This window comes from Zhongshania sp. (assembly GCF_041584495.1).
Classification (GTDB): Bacteria; Pseudomonadota; Gammaproteobacteria; order Pseudomonadales; family Spongiibacteraceae; genus Spongiibacter.
The window spans coordinates 1-18,507 of the sequence record NZ_JBFHDY010000071.1 but is presented as its reverse complement, the minus strand read 5'-3'; the positions used below and the strand labels follow the sequence as shown (position 1 = coordinate 18,507).

Below are 18,507 nucleotides of genomic sequence, written 5' to 3'. Positions count from 1 at the left end.
ATTTTTTATAATACCTTATTGTAAGCAAATAACCGATGAGGCGTCGATGAACGAGCGCAAAGCTACGATCAGCCGTAATACCCTAGAGACGCAGATTACTGTGACAGTAAACCTAGACGGCACGGGTAAATCCCATTTTGAAACGGGTGTGCCGTTTCTTGACCATATGATGGATCAAATCGCCCGTCACGGTTTAATTGACCTAGACGTTCACGCGGTAGGGGATTTGCATATCGACGCTCATCACACCGTTGAAGACATTGGTATCACCATGGGTCAAGCCTTTGCTGAGGCGGTTGGCGACAAAAAAGGCATTACCCGCTATGGGCACGCCTATGTGCCGTTAGACGAGGCTTTGTCGCGGGTGGTGATCGACTTTTCTGGTCGCGCGGGCCTTGAATACCACGTGCCCTATACCCGTGGCAGCGTGGGTGGCTTTGACGTGGATTTGTTCTCTGAATTTTTCCATGGCTTTGTGAATCACGCCAAGGTAACCCTGCATATCGATAATCTGCGTGGTAAAAACACTCACCATCAGGCCGAAACCGTGTTTAAAGCCTTTGGTCGCGCCCTGCGTATGGCCTTGCAGGCAGATGAGCGAATGGCGGGTATTACGCCTTCTACCAAGGGTAGTCTCTAGGATTCTTAGATATGAGTAAGTCTTCCGTTGCCGTAATCGATTACGGCATGGGTAATTTGCACTCGGTGGCCAGTGCCCTCGAGAAGGTTGGCGATGGCGTAAAAGTCATGGTCACTGATTGCCCCGAAACAATTTTAAGCGCTGATCGGGTGATTTTCCCCGGTGTTGGTGCGATTCGCGACTGCATGGCGGAGCTGAAATCCCGTGGCTTGGACGAGGTGATTCAGGAGGTGGCGGCGCAAAAGCCATTGCTCGGTATTTGCCTTGGCATGCAGGCCTTGCTGGAAACCAGTGAAGAAAACGGCGGGGTTGAGTGCTTAGATGTACTGCCGGGTGCTGTTAAGTTCTTTGGCAGCGATTTACGCGATGCTGCTGGCGGTCGCCTTAAAGTCCCGCACATGGGTTGGAATAATGTTGTTCAAGCCATTGATCACCCGCTGTGGGTGGGTATTCCCGACGCCAGCCGTTTCTATTTTGTGCACAGCTACTACGTGGATGCGCCGGAATTTGTCGCGGGCAGCTGCGACTACGGCGTGCACGTACACGCCGCGCTGGCCTGCGATAATGTATTTGCCGTACAGTTTCACCCTGAAAAAAGCGGTGATATGGGCCTGCGCTTGCTGAGCAATTTTTTGAACTGGGATCGCCCTGCGGCCTTCTTCCCAGTAACTGATTAATTTTAAGGTTTCACTATGCTGATTATTCCCGCGATTGATTTAAAAGACGGCCACTGCGTGCGCCTGCGTCAGGGCGAAATGGATGATGCTACCGTTTATGGTAGTGACCCCGTTGAAATGGCGGCGCGCTGGGTGGCGGAGGGCTGCCGCCGTCTGCATTTAGTTGACCTGAACGGCGCCTTTGAAGGCAAACCCATGAATGGCGGGGCGGTTAGCGCTATTGCTAAGGCTTACCCCAATTTGCCAATTCAAATTGGCGGCGGTATTCGTTCGCTGCATACCGTCGAGCAGTATTTAGATGCCGGGGTGAATTACGTGATTATCGGCACCAAAGCAGTTAAGGAGCCTAAGTTTGTTGCAGAGGCATGCAAGGCCTTTCCCGGCTCAGTGATTGTTGGTCTCGATGCCAAAGACGGTTTGGTGGCTACTGACGGTTGGGCGGAAGTGTCTACTTTACTGGCTACGGAGCTAGCGAAACGCTTTGAGCAAGATGGCGTCGATTCTATTGTTTATACCGACATCGCCCGCGACGGCATGATGCAGGGCGTGAACATTGACGCGACTGTTGCCATGGCCAAGGCTTCTGGCCTGCCGGTGATTGCCTCCGGTGGCGTGACGAATATGGATGATATCCGTGCACTGCAAGCGGTGGCTGATGCGGGTATTCTCGGCGCGATTACTGGTCGCGCTATATACGAAGGTCAACTCGATTTGCGCGAAGCCCAAAGCTATTGCGACGGCAAGGCTTAAACACCGGAACAGGACAGCATCATGGCTCTGGCTAAACGTATTATTCCCTGCCTAGACGTCGACAAAGGTCGCGTGGTGAAAGGCGTAAATTTTGTTGGCATTCGCGATGCGGGTGATCCTGTTGAGGTAGCCAAGCGCTACAACGAGCAGGGCGCTGACGAAATTACTTTTCTTGACATTACTGCCACCCACGAAGGCCGGGAAACCACTGCGCATATTGTGGAGCAGATTGCCGCCGAAGTATTTATACCGCTGACGGTTGGTGGTGGCATTCGCGAAATAAAAGATATTCGCGCCATGCTCAATGCCGGTGCCGATAAGGTCGGTATTAACTCGGCAGCCATCCACCGCCCGGATTTTGTAAAAGAGGCGGCTGATCGTTTCGGTTCGCAGTGCATTGTTATTGCGATCGACGCCAAACGCGTTGCCGACGAAGCCGATGGTCGCCCGCGCTGGGAGATCTTTACCCATGGTGGTCGTAAGCCTACCGGCATAAATGCGGTGGAGTGGGCGATTAAAATGGTAAATAACGGCGCCGGTGAGGTGCTGTTAACCAGCATGGACGGTGATGGCACAAAAGCGGGATACGACCTGGCTTTGACGCGGGCAATATCTGATGCGGTGCCGGTGCCGGTGATTGCCTCTGGCGGGGTGGGTAATCTCGATCACATGGTAGCGGGGATTATCGAAGGCCGCGCCGACGCAGTCTTGGCGGCCAGTATTTTTCATTTTGGTGAGTTTACCGTGCCGGAGGCCAAAGCTTATATGGCGGCGCGGGGAATAGAGGTTCGTTTATAAAAAACGGGCCGTTGGCCCGTTTTTTGTCGCTAATATCTGCAGCTTACTGGGTCACGCCTTCCGCTTCCGCTAATGCCTTCTTGGCACTCGACATAATGTATAAGCCTTTCAATAAATTCAGCGCCTCATAAAGCTGATTATCATTGGCGGCCAATTCATTATTGTCGTTTTTTTCCTTCTTGCGGCTTTTACCGTCGCTCTCAGCGCCGTCGCCACGACCAAGGTGGCCTGCTAGGTCGGCTTCGGTTACTTGAATACCTGCATTGACCGCTTCGACCCGTGCTTTTTCTACCACAATGTCGGGAATAATTCCCTGCGCCTGAATAGAGCTTCCACTGGGGGTGTAGTAGCGGGCGGTGGTGAGCTTAATGGCGCTGTCTTCAGAGAGCGGCAATACCGTTTGCACTGAGCCCTTACCGAAACTTTGGGTGCCCACAATAATGGCGCGGCGGTGATCTTGCAGAGCGCCAGCGACAATTTCGGAGGCCGACGCTGAACCGCCATTAATTAACACGACCATAGGGGTGTCGTCAGCGGGGTTTTTAGCGCTGGCCATAAAGCGGCTGTAGGCATTGGGTAGGCGGCCCTCGGTATAGACAATTAAGCCGTCATTGATAAATTCGTCGACAACCTGCACCGAGGCTTGTAGCAAGCCGCCGGGGTTGTTGCGCAAATCTAATATTAAGCCCTTAAGTGGCTCGCGACCCGCTTTGAGGGTAGCCAGCTGCTTTTTTAAATCCTGGCCGGTGCGGCTCTGAAATTGGGAGATGCGAATATAGCCATAGCCGGGCTGGAGCATTTCGCCGCGCACACTGGCCACGGTAATGACATCACGCTTGAGCTTAACGTCAAAGGGCGCGTTGACACCGTTGCGCAAAATTGTGAGCACGATTTTGCTGCCCGCTGGGCCGCGCATCAGCGTCACAGCTTCTTGCAGGTTCATGCCTTTAATCGGCTTGTTGTCGATTTGAATAATTAAGTCGCCAGGCTGAATGCCCGCGCGTTCAGCGGGCGTGTCGTCGATGGGGGTAACAACTTTGATGAAGCCGTTTTCCATGCCGACTTCAATTCCCAGCCCACCAAATTCACCGGTAGTATGATTTTGGAGGTCTTCAAAAGAGCTGGCGTCGAGGTAGTCTGAGTGAGGGTCGAGGCCGCTGAGCATACCGCGAATGGCATTTTCGAGTAGGGTTTTGTCGTCGACTTCTTCAACATAGCTCAGCCGAATCTGGTTAAAGACATCGGCAAAATTGCGCAATGCCTGAAGGGGTAGCTGCCCTTGGCGGTTGGCTTCTGCGAGTTGCTCCGCTTGCTCGGTGTTATTGTCGTCGCTGGCTAATACGGCTGTTGGTGCGGCGAGCATGAGTATTAGCAAGGCAGAAAAGGTGTGACGAAACATATCAGGCATACATGGATTCCCAGAACGTCCTTTAAACGAAACATATTGTATCTTGCTTTGCTAATGAATGCTGCCGATGGCTTAGCGGCACCAGTTGCGGGGGTCGGTAGGTCGGCCCTTGTAGCGAATTTCAAAATACAGCCCGGTTTGGCGTTGACCGCCGCTATTGCCGACTGTCGCAATGCTCTCGCCGCCGCGCACCCAATCGCCCTCGCTGCGCAATAGGCTTTGATTGTGAGCGTAAAGGCTGAGATAGTCTCCGCCGTGGTCGACAATTATTAATAAGCCCGCGCCCCGCAGCCAATCTGCAAAGACCACTCGGCCATTGTGAATAGCCTTAACCGCATCGCCTTCCTGGCCGCTAAGCTGTATGCCCTGCCAGGTTACCGCGCTGCCCTGGCGCGAGGCGCCGTAACGATTTAGCGGTTTGCCATTTATTGGCCAGGGCATTTTGCCGCGCAGGTCTTGAAAGGGTTTGTAGTTAGCAGGCATGGCGATGTTGGTCACCTCGCGCTCGACAGCTTGCAGTATGCTTTCAAGATCTTTGCGCTGCGTATTTAAATTGGTTAGTGAGCTTGTTTTATTGGAAATTTCACTGTCGAGACTGGCTAGCGCCTTGGCGCGGCGTTGTTTTTGTTCAAGCAAAGCTTGTTGTTGTTGCTCAAGCTTTCGTTGGCTAAGCGCTAGTGCTCCAGCCTTGGCGCTGATGGCAGGTTTGATGATGTTCAGCTCATTCAGCGTGTCGCGGTATTTGCGTAACTCGGCACTGCGGGCGCGGTTAAAGTAATCAAAATAAGTAAGGGTGCGGCTTAGCTTTTCTGGATCTTCTTGATTGAGCAGCATTTTCATTTGGCTTTCTTTGCCCAGTGAGTAGGCGTTGCGCACATGCTCGGCGATAAGGGCTTTTTGGCTTTGCTGTTGGCTACGCAATTGGCGCTGACGATTTTCCAGCTCATTTAGCTTACGTTGTTGCTGCTGAGATTTTTCTTTTGTGCGATGGAGTTTGGCCGCCGTTACGCCAATATCTTTTTCAATGCGTTGCAGCGCTTTAGCCGCATTGCTGCGTTCACTCTGCTGGCTGCTAATAGATTTTTTAAGCTTGCCAATTTTTTGGTTAAGCTCGCGTAGCTGTTGTTTGTTGGCTTCGCCATCGGCGGCCACAGCCGTACCGCCAAACCCGGTTGTTAAGAGCAGGGCAAGCAGCAGGGCGTGGCTAAGGTTCACGGGCGTGAACAAGGCCATTGGCCGCTTCAATCGTTCTGAAGCAGATTGATGCCGGTCATTTCTGCGGGCTGTTCCACCGCCATAAGCGCCAGCATGGTTGGGGCGATATCGGCAAGTTTGCCGCCTTTTTCCAGTAGTCGTTGTTGGCGGCTGCCGACATAGACCAGCGGCACCAGTTCTGTGGTGTGTTGGGTGTGGGCTTGGCCGGCGTCGTAGTCCACCATTTGCTCGCAGTTGCCGTGGTCGGCGGTGATTAGGCAGTGGCCGCCAACTTCTACTACCGCATCAGTAACTCGCTTAATACACGTGTCTAATGCTTCAACTGCTTTTACCGCGGCGTCAAATACACCGGTGTGGCCAACCATATCGCCATTGGCGTAGTTGCAAATGATGCTGTCGTAGTTGCCGCTGTGAATGGCCGCAATCAGATCGTCGGTCAGCTCGGGGGCGCTCATCTCGGGCTTTAAATCATAGGTGGCGACATCAGGCGAGGCGATCAGCTTGCGATCTTCGCCCTTATAGAGTGCTTCGCGGCCGCCGCTAAAGAAGAACGTCACGTGAGCGTATTTTTCGGTTTCGGCGATGCGCAGCTGAGTTTTACCTTGCTTCTCCATGACTTCGCCGAAGCTGTTATGCATGGTGCTGGGTGGGTAGGCGACCGCGGCTGGAATGCTGTCGGCGTATTCGGTGGTCATTACAAATTCGGCGAGTGCAGGGTGCACTTTGCGTTCAAAACCATCGAAGTCGGTGTCGACAAAGGCGCGGGTAATTTCGCGAGCGCGGTCGGCGCGGAAGTTCATGAAAATGACACTGTCACCGTCGCTGATCTTGGCGTCGGTATCATCGGCGCATTGAATTATTGAGGCGCTGACAAACTCGTCGTTTTCATCACGATCGTAGGCGGCTTGCAGGGCGCTACTAACATTGTCGTAGTGGAAGTCTGCCTCGCCGCTGGTTAGCAAGTGGTAGGCTTTTTCAACGCGATCCCAGCGATTGTCCCGGTCCATTGCGAAGTAGCGACCAATTATGGTGGCGGTGCGACCGCAGCCAAGCTCTTTAAATTTAGCATCGAGTTTTTCTAGCGAGCCTTGGGCGCTGCGCGGCGGGGTGTCGCGGCCATCAAGAAAGGCGTGGACATAAACCTGCGTGGCGCCGCGCTGGGCGGCGAGTTCAATCATTGCCAGTATGTGATTTTCGTGGCTGTGTACGCCGCCTGCAGAGAGCAAGCCTAGGATGTGCACCGCTTTACCTGCGTTGGCAGCCTTGTCTACGGCTTGGGTGTAAACCGGATTACTGAAAAAGTCGCCGTCGCTAATGGCTTTGTCGATGCGGGTAATGCTTTGGTAAACCACCCGGCCAGCGCCGAGGCTCATATGGCCCACTTCGGAGTTGCCCATTTGGCCATCAGGTAGGCCAACATCAAGGCCAGAGCCAGATATAAGGGTGTGGGGGGCGTCACGCCAGAGGCGGTCCCAATTGGGGGTGTTGGCGTGGAAGATGGCGTTGTCGTTAGGGTCTTCGCGGTAGCCAAAGCCGTCGAGAATGACAAGTACGACTGGTTTTTTTGCTAGGGTGTTGGCCATAAAATTTACACTTCTGGACGCTGGAGATTAGCTCCACATTGTAGCTTTTTCGCGGAGTTGAGGCTATGCGGGGGTGGGTGAGAATTACGGCTTGGCAGTGTATACTCTCGCTTTTTTCGCGAATTGTGCAGCGCACATGGCATAAAGAGATGTTTCCATGGATAAATTAATCCCCTTTGTTGCTGAACAGTGGGTACTGATATCGGCATTAATTTCGTGCCTGCTGCTGCTGAGCTTTCATGAGCAGCGCCGCGCAGGTAAGGCTCTTACGCCTCAGCAAGTGGTGAATTTTGTGAATCAGCAGGGCGCCGTCGTGATCGATTTGCGTGACAAGGCTGAGTTTAGCAAGGGGCATATTCTGGATTCAGTCAGCCTGCCGTTCTCCAAGTTAGAGAAAGAGATTGCTGATCACGCTGAAAAAGACAAACCCTTAGTCTTAGTGTGCAAAATGGGTCAGCACTCCAGCGCTGCGGGTAAAAAATTAGGGTCTCTTGGTTACACTCAGGTCAACCGCCTTAAGGGTGGAATCTCTGAATGGCAGATTATGCAATTGCCTTTGGTGAAGAAATAAAACTAACCGGTGGTTTGCGTTACTGTCTTTCGCGTAAGTGGAAATGTTATAAGAGGTAGAGATGGCCAAGGTTACAATTTACACAACGCGATTTTGTCCTTTTTGTGTTCGCGCCAAGCAGTTGTTGAACAGCAAGGGCGTCGCTTTTGATGAAATTCCGGTCGACGGTCGCAGTGATTTGCGCAGCGACTTGGCCAAGCGCAGCGGTCAGCGCACGGTGCCGCAAATTTGGGTAGGTGATATCCATGTTGGCGGTTGCGACGAACTGTATGCCCTAGAGCGTAGCGCCAAGTTAGACGCGTTAATTGCCTTGTAGTGACGAAATAATAGTCAATTAGCGCCTTGTGAAACTCGATTTAGGCCCTATATACGGTTATGACCCCCTTAAATTAGTTTAGGAAGCGGAAAACAATGCCAGAAGAAACGCCTGTCCAAGCGAAATTTGCCCTGCAGCGTATTTACACCAAAGATGTGTCTTTTGAGTCTCCTGCCAGCCCGGTGATTTTTACCAAGGCGTGGAAACCAAAAATACAGGTTGATCTTAATACCCGTAGTAAAGCGGTGGCTGACAATACCTTTGAAGTTGTTCTGACCGTGACGATTACCGCCAAGCTTGAAGATGACGAAACGGCCTTTTTGGTTGAAATTCACCAAGCAGGTTTGTTTGTTGCCGAGGGCATTGAAGGCGAGCAGTTGCGCCAGTTGTTAGGTATCGCCTGCCCAAATATGCTGTTCCCGTATTTGCGTGAAGCAGTCGATGCGCTGGTGGTTAAGGGCGGTTTCCCCGCGCTGGCCTTGCAGCCAGTGAATTTTGAAGCGCTCTACCGTCAGGCTGAAGAGGCGCAGGCCGCACGTCAGGCCGAGACTGCCGCCACAACCACCCACTAAGTTTATAGCGCCGATCGAATACCGCCTGCTGCTAGCTCAGCATGCGGTATTTTTGTATCTCCTATATTGTCATGACGATCTTGGCTTTTCTGGTGCCTAGCTATGTTTCATATCGCTTTGTACGAACCGCGTATCGCCCCTAATACCGGCAATATAATTCGTCTGGTTGCCAACAACGGCTGCCACCTTCACCTGATCGAGCCGTTGGGATTTGATATGGAAGAGAAAAAATTGCGCAGGGCAGGCTTAGACTATGCCGAGCTGGCGCGGGTAACGCGCCACGCCGACTATCCGAGCTTTTTAGCGGCGATGGGCGACCGCCGGATATTTGCGCTAACCACCAAAGGCACCCGCAATTACGCAGATGCTAACTTTGAAGTCGAGGACGTACTGTTGTTTGGCTCAGAAACTTCAGGTTTGCCACCAGCCGTTCGGGAAAGTTTAGGACAGGAGCATTGCCTGCGCGTCCCCATGATGGCTGAAGCCCGGAGTTTGAATTTATCGAATACGGTCGCGCTGGTGAGTTATGAGGCGTGGCGGCAAGTGGGTTTTTTGGGCGCTAAGGTCTGAGGCCAGCTGGCGCACCGACCGCTGGGAGACGCTTGACGGGAGGCGGTAAACGCAGTGCCGGTGTGTACTCAGTTACCGGGATGGGCCCCTGCCTGCGCAAGGGCGACGATATTAATAAGATCTGAACGACAATCTTTATCATGACGTCGTACCTGCGCAGGCAGGTATCCATGTAAAACAATCAAAAGCGGCGCTTGGGTCCGGTAAGCGCAAAAGCCAAGCAATTGCGGCGTTTTGACTTTAAGCGTCTCCCGTTTCCCGTAACGCATTTAGCGTCGATTAATCCTCATCATCTCCACCCATCCCCAATTCCTTAATCTTGCGAGTCAGGGTATTGCGTCCCCAGCCAAGTAGATTGGCCGCATCGCGACGGCGGCCATGGGTGTGCCGCAGGGCGGACTCGATCATAATACGTTCAAACTGGGGTACGGCGCGGTCGAGCAGTTTGTCACGCCCCAGCATGAGTTCTTGGTCTGCCCAGCGCTTGAGGTTGTCCTGCCAGTTTGAGGCGGGTGCGGCTTCGCCTTGAGGTCTTTCTAATAATTCTGGCGGCAGGTCGTTTATGTGAATCTCGCGACCTGAGGCCATCACCGTTAGCCAGCGGCAGGTATTTTCGAGCTGGCGAACGTTGCCCTGCCATTCCATTTGGCAGAGGTATTCTTCGGTTTCTGGGCGCAGGCGCTTGGGTTCGACATTGAGTTCACTACCGGCACGGGTAAAGAAGTGCTGCATGAGCTTGGGAATATCTTCTCGGCGCTCAGAGAGTTTGGGCAGGTGAATACGAATAACATTGATGCGGTGAAATAAGTCTTCCCGGAAATGATTACTCTTCACCAGCTTTTCAAGATTCTGATGGGTTGCGGCAATAATACGCACATCAACTTTGACTGGGGTGTGGCCGCCAACGCGATAAAACTCGCCGTCGGCCAATACCCTTAGTAGGCGAGTCTGGGTGTCGGCAGGCATGTCGCCAATTTCATCTAAGAACAGGGTGCCACCGTTGGCTTGTTCGAAGCGACCGCGACGTTGGGCGCTGGCGCCGGTAAACGCGCCTTTTTCGTGGCCAAATAGTTCCGACTCCATCAGATCTTTGGGAATGGCCGCCATGTTTAAGGCAATAAAAGGCTTTGTTGCCCTAGGGCTGTGGCGGTGGAGCGCTTGTGCGACGAGTTCTTTACCCGTGCCAGATTCACCGTTAATTAACACGGTGATATTGGACTGTGCCAATCGCCCAATGGCCCGAAATACTTCTTGCATAGCAGGGGCTTCACCGATGATTTCGGTGGTTTCCAGCGGTGCCTGCTCGGGCAGTAAATTGCGGTTTTTGTTGGCGTGCTGCAGTGCGCGCTGGGTCGTAGCAACCGCGTCGTCAACGTCAAAGGGTTTGGGTAAATACTCGAAGGCGCCACCCTGGTAAGAGGCCACCGCGCTGTCTAAGTCGGAGTGCGCGGTGGTAATAATCACCGGCAAACCGGGGTGGGCGGCAGTAATTCGCGACAATAATTTAAGGCCGTCGATACCGGGCATGCGAATATCGCTAATGATGGCATCGGGGACTTCAGATTCAAGTTCACTGAGTAGGCCGTCGCCATTTTCAAAACAGCGGGTAATGATGCCGGCTTGGTTTAAGGCCTTTTCAAGTACCCAGCGTATCGATCGATCGTCGTCAGCTATCCAGACGGCATTTGTTTGGCTCATTAGGCTTGCTCCAGCGGAATGTGTAGCGAGAAGGTGGTGTTACCGGGTTCACTGCTACATTCGATTAGTCCGTTATGATGATTAAGTATGGATTGTGCAATTGATAGGCCCAGTCCTGTGCCTTCGGCGCGGCCGCTGACCATGGGCAGAAAAATAGAGGCGCGCAGGCCTTGAGGTATACCTGGGCCGTTATCAATAATATCGACACTGCACACCAAGCGATGGCGATGGGTGCCAATGGTGAGTTGGCGCAGGGTGCGGGTGCGAATGATAATGCTTGGGTCGCGGTCTTCGTTGCTGTTTTGGCGCAGTGCTTGCTGGGCGTTGCGGGTGACGTTTAAAAACGCCTGAATGAGTTGCTCACGGTCGCCGAGAATGTCGGGAATGCTCGGGTCGTAGTCGCGAATAATACGGATATAGCCCTCGCTTTCAGCTTCGACGAGCTGGCGTACACGTTCCAATACTTCATGGATATTGGTCATTTGCTTTTCTGGCGCGCGATGGGGGCCAAGCATGGTGTCGACCAAATTACGCAGGCGGTCGGCTTCTTCAATAATAATATTGGTGTAGTCGTGGAGCTTGGGGTCGCTGAGTTCCCGGGCCAGAAGTTGCGCCGCGCCGCGCAAGCCGCCAAGGGGATTTTTAACTTCGTGAGCAATGCCGCGAATCAAGGCTTGACTATTTTGCTGTGACGACAATAAACCTTCTTCACGACTGATTCTAATAAGTCGGTCTAGCGGCTGTAATTCTATAATTAATGAGGTGCGACGGTTTTCGGTAACTGGCGTGACGGCGTAATCTACCGTGATTTCAATGCCGGAGCGCAGGGTGAGTACGGTCTCACGTTTGGTGTAGGCCTCACAGTTATTAATGGCGTCGAGTAATTTGACGAGGGTGTCTTCTTGTTCATGAAATAATTTGGTGATGGCTTCGCCATGGATACGTTGATCCGACACTGCCAATAGCGATTCTGCCGCGGGGTTGATGTAGCTCACGGTCAGGTTCGGCTCGACCAATAAAATGGCTGTTTTCAAATTGTCGAGGATTTGGTGGTGGATATTATTCGGGGGCATAGCGTCGCCAGTGTGTTCGTTGTGCTTAGCTCGAAGCAATTTCTAGGCCAAGCGAGTTGGGGTGGGTGTTCGGGTAAAATTGACGGATTTCTTGGGCATAGTGCGAATCGCGTCCCAATATAGTGCGGTCTTCGCGGCTGCTGAGCGCGACATTATTGGACGCGCCTGCACCTAGTATAGGTTATATCGCTCTATTATGGTGCAAATTTTGTCGGTGGGGCTTAGTTGCCGGGGTGGTGTACTATAATGTCGACGGTATCCTTGCTAAGCGTTCTGCTGTTTTGGTCAATAAGGCTGACGCTGATGCGATGCGGACCGCGACTGAGACGGGGAATGGTGTGCTGGGTACTGCGGGAGCTGCTCAGGGTCTTACTGTCTAGTTCAAAGACAATACGAAACGATGGCTCTAGGGCGTCCTTGGTGGTCGCGCGAACGGTAGTTGGAAGGCGGCCATTGGCGATAATGGCGCCATTGGCCGGGCTTCGAATGGTAATTCGATTGCTGTGAGTCGCAGTGACTTTAGGTGCCTGACGAGGTGCTGTGTTGCTGACCTCGGTTGCGGGGGTAGTGTTGATGGGGGGGAGTTCTACAGGGCTGCTGTTCTTTGGCGCTTTGTCGGAAAACACAGTATTGCCGTACTGGTCGGTAGAGCGGTAAATCTCGGTGGCAAAGCTAAGGCTGGTAAACAGCGCGAAGCCAATAACGAATAAGTAGCGAGCCATGCAGCACCTCGGTGTTTAAGGAGGCTATGATGTGGTGAAGTGCCTTGCAGTGCAAGCTTTGCACTGCTTGTCAGTCGTAAATAGAAATAAAAGCGCAGGCACAAAAAAGCCCGCATAAAGCGGGCTTTTTTGTGCTGTGTGGTTTAAACGCTGTAGTACATATCGAACTCAACGGGGTGAGTTGTCATGGCTAGGCGCTCAACTTCCTGAGACTTAAGGGCGATATACGCATCGATAGTATCGTCGTCAAAAACGCCGCCGGCGGTTAAGAATGAACGATCCGCATCCAGTGCCTGCAGGGCCTGGTCTAGGCTAGAAGCAACGGTTGGGATTGATGCGGCTTCTTCAGCAGGCAGGTCGTACAGATCTTTATCCGCAGCGTCGCCGGGGTGGATCTTGTTTTGAATGCCGTCAAGACCAGCCATTAGCATTACCGCAAACGCGAGGTAAGGGTTAGCTGACGGGTCTGGGAAACGAACTTCAACGCGACGCGCTTTGGGGTTTGGTACAAAAGGAATACGGATAGAGGCAGAGCGGTTACGCGCTGAGTAAGCCAGCATTACTGGTGCTTCAAAACCGGGAACCAGACGCTTATACGAGTTGGTAGAGGCGTTGGTGAAGGCGTTAATAGCGCGGGCGTGCTTGATGATGCCGCCAATGTAGAACAGGGCGGTTTCAGACAGGCCGCCGTACACGTCACCGGCAAATAGATTGGTGCCGTCTTTGCTCAGAGACATGTGAACGTGCATGCCGCTGCCGTTGTCGCCAACGATAGGCTTAGGCATAAATGTTGCGGTTTTGCCGTAGGCGTGGGCAACATTGTGTACGCAGTACTTGAGGATTTGTACTTCATCCGCTTTTTTAACGCAGGTGTTTGGGCCAACGCCGATTTCACACTGACCAGCTGTGCCTACTTCGTGATGGTGTACTTCAATGGTCAGGCCCATATCGGTCATGGCATTACACATGGCGCCACGCAGGTCGTGGAGGCTGTCGACTGGTGGTACGGGGAAGTAGCCGCCTTTAACACCTGGGCGATGGCCGGTGTTGCCTTCTTCAAAGTTGTCGCCTGATTTCCAAGCCGCTTCGTCAGAGGCAATCGCATAGCTAGCGCCTTCCATTGAAACTTTCCATTTAACATCGTCAAAAATGAAAAACTCGGGCTCGGGGCCAAACAGTGCGCTATCGGCAATGCCAGACGCGCGCATATAGTCTTCAGCGCGTTGGGCGATAGAGCGTGGATCGCGGTTGTAGCCCTGCATAGTAGATGGCTCTACGATATTGCAGCGGATGATAATAGTAGATTCTTCGGTAAAGGGATCCAGGACTGATACGGTGTCGTCAGGCATCAGGATCATGTCTGATTCGTTAATGCCCTTCCAGCCGGCAATGGATGAACCGTCAAACATTTTGCCGTCTTCAAAAAAGCTTACGTCGACTTCAGTGGCTGGAATGGTGACGTGTTGCTCTTTGCCCTTGGTATCGGTAAAGCGCATGTCCGCCCACTTCACGTCATTTTCGGCGATTAACTGCAGAGTGTTCTCTGACATTATGTTCGTCCTCCAGATAGAGAGAGTAAGATTGAATTCGGCATCGCCGAAGGGTCATCGATTATATTCGTATTGTATTGTGCAGCATAGCGGCACAATCTGTGAACTGAAAACGCAAAAAACATGCCGATTTTATAATGCTTAATGGTGTTGCATTTAAAGGGTTTACTATGATTTTGCTTAAACCTTGTGCGTGGCGGCAAAATAATTGCACCATTTTGGTTCTTGTTCTGGATAAGTGAACCAAGTTGGAGCATTATTCTTGGGCTGCCACCTGCGGGGTGGAGAGGGTATAATGCTTGGCCTCTCATCGTCGCGATTCTTTAAATGAAATTCCTCGTTAAATTATTTCCTGAAATCATCATCAAGAGTAAGCCTGTTCGTAAGAAGTTCACCAAACAGTTGCGTGACAATTTGCGTAAATTACTTCTGCCTCTCGATCCCAATTTGGAAATTATTCGTGATTGGGACCGAATAACCATCGAAACCGCCAGTCGGGATCCGGAGGTTTTGGCGGGCTTTGTCGCGGTGCTCAGTAATACGCCGGGTATTGCGCATATTGTTGAGGTGCTTGAATACCCACTGGTGGACGTACACGATATTTTTGAAAAAACTCGGCTTGCTATTGGCGATAGTCTGCGTGGTAAAAGCTTTGTGGTGCGCTGCAAGCGGGTGGGTAACCACGATTTTAATTCCAGTGAAGTTGAGCGCTATGTTGGAGGTGGTCTGAATCAGCACATTGAGTCAGCGGGCGTTGATTTGCACAATCCGGATGTCACTGTGCGTATTGAGGTACGTCAAGATCTTGTCTACATCGTTAATCGTCGTATAGCGGGTTTGGGTGGTTTTCCGCTAGGCACGATTGACGCGGCGGTATCCTTGATTTCTGGGGGCTTCGATTCGACGGTTTCCAGTTACCTGACCATGAAACGGGGTATGCGCACCCATTTTTGCTTTTTTAATCTTGGTGGCCGCGAGCATGAGGTGGGCGTAAAAGAAGTTGCCTTGTATCTTTGGCTTAAATACGGCGCCTCTCATCGGGTGAAGTTTGTCAGTGTGCCGTTTGAGGATGTCGTCGGCGAGATTCTGAAAAATGTTGAGAACTCGCAAATGGGGGTCATCCTCAAGCGCATGATGCTGCGTGCAGCCTCAGAGGTAGCGGCCCAGTTGGACGTGTCTGCGCTCGTTACTGGCGAGGCGGTGGCCCAGGTTTCTAGTCAGACTTTGCAGAATCTTTCGGTAATCGATCAGGTCACCGACACCTTGGTGCTGCGTCCGTTGATTTGCGCCGACAAGTTAGACATCATTAATATCGCCGCCAAAATTGGCACCGAGGCCTTTGCGGCTAATATGCCAGAGTATTGCGGGGTGATTTCGGTTAAGCCTACCACTCGCGCTAAGCCCGAAAAAATTGCCGCCCAAGAGGCCAATTTCGATTTTGCTGTACTTGAGCGCGCCATCGCGTCTGCTAACTACATTAATATCGACGCGCTTGCCGACGAAGATTTGACGGTAGCCGCCGTCGAGTCTTTACCTATACCGCTACCCGACGCGGTTATTGTCGATGTTCGTCACCCTGACGAGGTTGATCGTAAGCCTCTGAAATTGGCTGCGAGCGAAGTACAGACCATTCCTTTTTACGAGTTGCACAGCCGTTTCGCGCAGCTGGACCAATCGCGCACCTATATGCTGTTTTGCGATAAAGGGGTGATGAGTCGTCTCCATGCTTCGCATTTGGTGGAGCAGGGCTTTGAAAACGTAAAGGTGTATCGTCCGTCATGAGCGACGTAAATATAGAGCCCCTGTTTGACGTGTTGATTAAACCGCGCTGGGCCGATCAGGACAGCATGGGGCATATAAACCATGTGCAGTATTTCCGCTACCTTGAAGAAGCTAGGGTGGAATGGCTTGAACAAGCTGGCTTTGGTATGGGCGGTGGGGCAGATGAGTTCGGCTTGATTATGGCCGCTGTCGGTTTGAATTTTCGCAGAGAGTGGCATCATCCCGGTCTGTTACGGGCTAAGGCCTGGGTGATGCGCATTGGCAATAGCAGCTTCAGCTTAAAGCAGAGTCTGTATTCAGAAGATGACAACGAGTTGGTGGCTGACGGCGAGTCGACGCTGGTTTGTGTCAATCGCGAGCACCGACCAATACCCTTGCCGGAATCTGCTCGCGACCATCTACAGGCGCACTTATTGGCGCCTTAGGTGGGTCTTATTGGCTTGCTTGCTGCTCGGGCTTGCCCAGATTAAAGTTGTAAAGTTTAAAGCGCTGGTTTTCCAAGGTTAAAGTGGCGGTCATGACTGCACTGCCGTGTTCGAAATGAACATTGCTGCTGTAACTGAGACGCGGCGGCTCGCTAAACAGTGATAGCGCGCCGCTCAAGCGGGAAAATTGCAATTCGCCCATGCGTTGAAATTCACCCAAGCGGGCGTACTCCGCACATAATTTACTGAGCTGTTGGTCGTCGACTTGGGCGAGGGTGGCGGCGGAGAGCTGCGCTTTTAAATCTTCTGTCTGCCAGCTAGAAATACTGACGAGAGCCGTTTTTAGATAACGCTCAGCGTTCTCGCTGTAGTGGTCTTCAACTTGGCCGCTGTAATAATAAAGGCCGCCAAATAAAATCAGGCTGGCAATAATAAAAATGTTTAAAAGCGGGTTGCGCACAGATCAATTCCTGTTTAGATGAGTTTGAGGCTGTTTAAAAAGACCAGCAGGATACCTGCTGGCGCGATATAGCGCAGGGCTATTCGCCAGCCTTTGAATATCAGGCTTTCGCCCATATTTACTTCGGTCGCGGTGATGTTGGCTGGCAGTACCCAGCCGACAAATAGGGCAATTAATAAGCCGCCGATGGGGAGCATGATATTGGCGGTAATATAGTCAAGTGCATTAAATACGGCACCGTAGTGAATGCTCGCTAAGCCGCCCAGCCAGGCAATGCCGGCCAAGCCAAAGGTCGAGAGTGATCGTTTGATGCCGTATTTTTCCAGCCACGCTACGCCAGGCTCAATCAGTGAGATCGATGAGCTGAGGGCGGCAATGCTCACCAAGCTAAAAAAGATAGTGCCAAAAAACAGGCCGCCGTTCATATTGGCAAAAGCGATGGGCAGGGTGACAAACATTAGGCCGGGGCCTTGGCCGGGGGTGAGGCCATTGGCAAAGACGAGCGGGAACATAGCCATACCAGCGACCAGCGCAATAACGGTATCAAGGGCGGCGATGGTCAGTACGGTTTTGCCAATCGAGGTTTTACCCGGAAAATAGGCGCCGTAGGCCATAATAGCGCCCATGCCTAAGCTCAGGGTAAAAAAGGCATGGCCCATGGCCACTAATATGGCTTCGCCGGTTAATTTGCTGAAGTCGGTGTCGAACATAAAGTGCAGGCCAGCACTAAAATCACCGTTGACCCAGCTGTAACCGAGCAGTAACAATAAAAAGCCAAGCAGAATTGGCATGAGAATCTCTACGGCCTTGCCGATACCCTTGGTAACCCCGCAAGCGACGACGCTCGCGGTAACGAGGGTGAACAGGCTATGCCAAGTGGTCTGTTGAGTATTGTCGCTAAGCAGCTTGCTGAAGTTGGTTTCAATCTCGTCGGTCGAGGCGTCGCTGTAGAGGCCGGTTATGCTCTGTGCGACGTACTCTAGTGCCCAGCCCGCGACAACGCTGTAAAACATCATAATCATCAGGCCGGCGATAATGCCGACAGCGCCCACCGCGCCCCAGTACGAGGGTTTGCCGGCTTCCTGACTGAGCTTGCTCATGCTGTGCACCGGGTCGCTGCGCCCCGCGCGACCGACCATAATTTCTGCGATCATGACCGGAACGCCAATCAATAATATGCAGCCAAGATAGACTAATACAAAGGCGCCACCACCGTACTCGCCGGTGATATAGGGGAATTTCCAAATATTGCCGAGGCCCACAGCAGAGCCCGTGGCGGCTAATATAAATGTCCAGCGGCTTTTCCAGGTCACATTTGCTGTGGTCATTGCAGAGCTATCCGTAGGGAAGTGGGCAAAATACGCGTAGATTGATTGTAGCGGGTATCTGATGGATGCCCAAGACGTTGATTTTGTTCTTTTATTGCTAATTAGTATATTTTGCCAAGAAGATATGTGACTTCCTGCTGCTAAGAGGGGCGGGCTTGTTGTATAATGCGCGGCCATTTTATCCAACAACGAAGCCCCTCCATGATTGATACGCTGCGCAATATCGCCATTATCGCCCACGTTGACCACGGTAAAACCACGCTAGTGGATAAACTGTTGAGTCAATCGGGAACCCTTGATCGCCGTAACCAAGATTCCGAGCGGATCATGGACTCCAACGACCAGGAGAAAGAGCGCGGTATTACCATT

The 18,507-nt window shown here is 52.3% G+C and carries 20 protein-coding genes; 11 read left to right on the top strand and 9 right to left on the bottom strand.

Translation table 11 applies throughout. The features are described 5' to 3' along the window. Window positions 1-46 precede the first annotated feature (46 nt). Genes hisB through hisF form a run of 4 tightly spaced genes read left to right on the top strand, consistent with a single transcriptional unit; the run spans window position 47 to window position 2,865 of the window. Entirely contained in the window at window positions 47-640 is a 594-nt protein-coding gene (hisB, locus tag ABYP33_RS12130; protein WP_301029475.1) for an imidazoleglycerol-phosphate dehydratase HisB, read from the top strand. 11 nt (window positions 641-651) lie between these two features. Continuing rightward, a complete protein-coding gene (hisH, locus tag ABYP33_RS12125) occupies window positions 652-1,317 on the top strand; it encodes an imidazole glycerol phosphate synthase subunit HisH (protein WP_373091248.1) in 666 nt (221 codons plus the stop codon). A gap of 15 nt (window positions 1,318-1,332) precedes the next feature. Next, complete coding sequence (gene hisA / locus ABYP33_RS12120) at window positions 1,333-2,067, top strand: 1-(5-phosphoribosyl)-5-[(5-phosphoribosylamino)methylideneamino]imidazole-4-carboxamide isomerase (protein WP_373091247.1); 735 nt, start codon at window positions 1,333-1,335, stop codon at window positions 2,065-2,067. A 21-nt stretch (window positions 2,068-2,088) separates the two neighbouring features. After that, window positions 2,089-2,865, top strand: a complete 777-nt coding sequence (gene hisF / locus ABYP33_RS12115; protein ID WP_373091246.1) for an imidazole glycerol phosphate synthase subunit HisF — start codon at window positions 2,089-2,091, stop codon at window positions 2,863-2,865. Window positions 2,866-2,908: 43 nt separating this feature from the next. On the opposite strand, the gene ABYP33_RS12110 is transcribed toward hisF, so the two are convergent. From ABYP33_RS12110 to gpmM, 3 genes are all read right to left on the bottom strand, one after another. Next, the gene (locus ABYP33_RS12110; protein WP_373091245.1) at window positions 2,909-4,273 is read right to left on the bottom strand and encodes a S41 family peptidase; all 1,365 of its coding nucleotides are present in this window, start codon (window positions 4,271-4,273) and stop codon (window positions 2,909-2,911) included. Window positions 4,274-4,345: 72 nt separating this feature from the next. Further along, complete coding sequence (locus ABYP33_RS12105; RefSeq protein WP_373091244.1) at window positions 4,346-5,506, bottom strand: murein hydrolase activator EnvC; 1,161 nt, start codon at window positions 5,504-5,506, stop codon at window positions 4,346-4,348. Between the two features lie 8 nt (window positions 5,507-5,514). Then, entirely contained in the window at window positions 5,515-7,071 is a 1,557-nt protein-coding gene (gene gpmM / locus ABYP33_RS12100) for a 2,3-bisphosphoglycerate-independent phosphoglycerate mutase (RefSeq protein WP_373091241.1), read from the bottom strand. 157 nt (window positions 7,072-7,228) lie between these two features. Between gpmM and ABYP33_RS12095 the strand changes: the two genes are divergently transcribed. From ABYP33_RS12095 to ABYP33_RS12080, 4 genes are all read left to right on the top strand, one after another. Beyond that, a complete protein-coding gene (locus tag ABYP33_RS12095; RefSeq protein ID WP_373091239.1) occupies window positions 7,229-7,642 on the top strand; it encodes a rhodanese-like domain-containing protein in 414 nt (137 codons plus the stop codon). A 61-nt stretch (window positions 7,643-7,703) separates the two neighbouring features. Then, window positions 7,704-7,958 (top strand): glutaredoxin 3, encoded by a 255-nt coding sequence (grxC, locus tag ABYP33_RS12090; RefSeq protein ID WP_373091237.1) that lies wholly within the window; start codon window positions 7,704-7,706, stop codon window positions 7,956-7,958. Window positions 7,959-8,053: 95 nt separating this feature from the next. Continuing rightward, window positions 8,054-8,530, top strand: a complete 477-nt coding sequence (gene secB, locus ABYP33_RS12085) for a protein-export chaperone SecB (protein ID WP_008251171.1) — start codon at window positions 8,054-8,056, stop codon at window positions 8,528-8,530. Window positions 8,531-8,632: 102 nt separating this feature from the next. Next, entirely contained in the window at window positions 8,633-9,100 is a 468-nt protein-coding gene (locus ABYP33_RS12080; protein ID WP_373091235.1) for a tRNA (cytidine(34)-2'-O)-methyltransferase, read from the top strand. A gap of 279 nt (window positions 9,101-9,379) precedes the next feature. Here ABYP33_RS12080 and ntrC read toward each other — a convergent pair whose 3' ends face one another. The 4 genes from ntrC to glnA all read right to left on the bottom strand — a co-directional run bounded on the left by ntrC (window position 9,380) and on the right by glnA (window position 14,143). Next, on the bottom strand, window positions 9,380-10,798 hold the full coding sequence (gene ntrC / locus ABYP33_RS12075; RefSeq protein WP_373091234.1) for a nitrogen regulation protein NR(I): 1,419 nt from the start codon (window positions 10,796-10,798) through the stop codon (window positions 9,380-9,382). Then, window positions 10,798-11,871, bottom strand: coding sequence for a nitrogen regulation protein NR(II) (gene glnL / locus ABYP33_RS12070; protein WP_373091232.1), 1,074 nt, complete (start codon window positions 11,869-11,871; stop codon window positions 10,798-10,800). The genes ntrC and glnL overlap by 1 nt, the downstream gene beginning before the upstream one ends. Window positions 11,872-12,092: 221 nt before the next feature. Further along, window positions 12,093-12,593, bottom strand: a complete 501-nt coding sequence (locus tag ABYP33_RS12065; RefSeq protein ID WP_373091230.1) for a DUF4124 domain-containing protein — start codon at window positions 12,591-12,593, stop codon at window positions 12,093-12,095. A gap of 143 nt (window positions 12,594-12,736) precedes the next feature. Further along, window positions 12,737-14,143, bottom strand: a complete 1,407-nt coding sequence (glnA, locus tag ABYP33_RS12060) for a glutamate--ammonia ligase (RefSeq protein ID WP_373091229.1) — start codon at window positions 14,141-14,143, stop codon at window positions 12,737-12,739. 327 nt (window positions 14,144-14,470) lie between these two features. Here glnA and thiI point away from each other — a divergent pair, with 327 nt between their 5' ends. Together thiI and ABYP33_RS12050 are read left to right on the top strand one after the other, a co-directional pair. Beyond that, window positions 14,471-15,925: a tRNA uracil 4-sulfurtransferase ThiI gene (gene thiI / locus ABYP33_RS12055; protein ID WP_373091227.1), complete on the top strand. Its 1,455-nt coding sequence runs from the start codon at window positions 14,471-14,473 to the stop codon at window positions 15,923-15,925. Beyond that, complete coding sequence (locus ABYP33_RS12050; RefSeq protein WP_373091225.1) at window positions 15,922-16,350, top strand: acyl-CoA thioesterase; 429 nt, start codon at window positions 15,922-15,924, stop codon at window positions 16,348-16,350. The genes thiI and ABYP33_RS12050 overlap by 4 nt, the downstream gene beginning before the upstream one ends. 7 nt (window positions 16,351-16,357) lie before the next feature. Here ABYP33_RS12050 and ABYP33_RS12045 read toward each other — a convergent pair whose 3' ends face one another. Further along, on the bottom strand, window positions 16,358-16,810 hold the full coding sequence (locus ABYP33_RS12045; protein ID WP_373091223.1) for a hypothetical protein: 453 nt from the start codon (window positions 16,808-16,810) through the stop codon (window positions 16,358-16,360). 14 nt (window positions 16,811-16,824) lie between these two features. Further along, window positions 16,825-18,138 (bottom strand): sodium-dependent transporter, encoded by a 1,314-nt coding sequence (locus ABYP33_RS12040; protein ID WP_373091221.1) that lies wholly within the window; start codon window positions 18,136-18,138, stop codon window positions 16,825-16,827. 201 nt (window positions 18,139-18,339) lie between these two features. On the opposite strand from ABYP33_RS12040, the gene ABYP33_RS12035 reads away from it, so the two are divergent. Then, a partial coding sequence (locus ABYP33_RS12035) for a GTP-binding protein (protein ID WP_373082853.1) occupies window positions 18,340-18,507 on the top strand: 168 nt, incomplete at its 3' end.

Excerpts from the sequence above, each read along its gene's own strand:
- hisF (WP_373091246.1), top strand. The coding sequence starts at position 2,089 with ATGGCTCTGGCTAAACGTATTATTCCCTGCCTAGACGTCGACAAAGGT.
- ABYP33_RS12105 (WP_373091244.1), bottom strand. The coding sequence starts at position 5,506 with ATGGCCTTGTTCACGCCCGTGAACCTTAGCCACGCCCTGCTGCTTGCC.
- glnL (WP_373091232.1), bottom strand. The coding sequence starts at position 11,871 with ATGCCCCCGAATAATATCCACCACCAAATCCTCGACAATTTGAAAACA.
- ntrC (WP_373091234.1), bottom strand. The coding sequence starts at position 10,798 with ATGAGCCAAACAAATGCCGTCTGGATAGCTGACGACGATCGATCGATA.
- hisH (WP_373091248.1), top strand. The coding sequence starts at position 652 with ATGAGTAAGTCTTCCGTTGCCGTAATCGATTACGGCATGGGTAATTTG.
- ABYP33_RS12050 (WP_373091225.1), top strand. The coding sequence starts at position 15,922 with ATGAGCGACGTAAATATAGAGCCCCTGTTTGACGTGTTGATTAAACCG.
- hisB (WP_301029475.1), top strand. The coding sequence starts at position 47 with ATGAACGAGCGCAAAGCTACGATCAGCCGTAATACCCTAGAGACGCAG.
- ABYP33_RS12040 (WP_373091221.1), bottom strand. The coding sequence starts at position 18,138 with ATGACCACAGCAAATGTGACCTGGAAAAGCCGCTGGACATTTATATTA.
- gpmM (WP_373091241.1), bottom strand. The coding sequence starts at position 7,071 with ATGGCCAACACCCTAGCAAAAAAACCAGTCGTACTTGTCATTCTCGAC.
- ABYP33_RS12110 (WP_373091245.1), bottom strand. The coding sequence starts at position 4,273 with ATGCCTGATATGTTTCGTCACACCTTTTCTGCCTTGCTAATACTCATG.
- ABYP33_RS12080 (WP_373091235.1), top strand. The coding sequence starts at position 8,633 with ATGTTTCATATCGCTTTGTACGAACCGCGTATCGCCCCTAATACCGGC.
- thiI (WP_373091227.1), top strand. The coding sequence starts at position 14,471 with ATGAAATTCCTCGTTAAATTATTTCCTGAAATCATCATCAAGAGTAAG.
- ABYP33_RS12095 (WP_373091239.1), top strand. The coding sequence starts at position 7,229 with ATGGATAAATTAATCCCCTTTGTTGCTGAACAGTGGGTACTGATATCG.
- secB (WP_008251171.1), top strand. The coding sequence starts at position 8,054 with ATGCCAGAAGAAACGCCTGTCCAAGCGAAATTTGCCCTGCAGCGTATT.
- glnA (WP_373091229.1), bottom strand. The coding sequence starts at position 14,143 with ATGTCAGAGAACACTCTGCAGTTAATCGCCGAAAATGACGTGAAGTGG.
- grxC (WP_373091237.1), top strand. The coding sequence starts at position 7,704 with ATGGCCAAGGTTACAATTTACACAACGCGATTTTGTCCTTTTTGTGTT.
- ABYP33_RS12065 (WP_373091230.1), bottom strand. The coding sequence starts at position 12,593 with ATGGCTCGCTACTTATTCGTTATTGGCTTCGCGCTGTTTACCAGCCTT.
- hisA (WP_373091247.1), top strand. The coding sequence starts at position 1,333 with ATGCTGATTATTCCCGCGATTGATTTAAAAGACGGCCACTGCGTGCGC.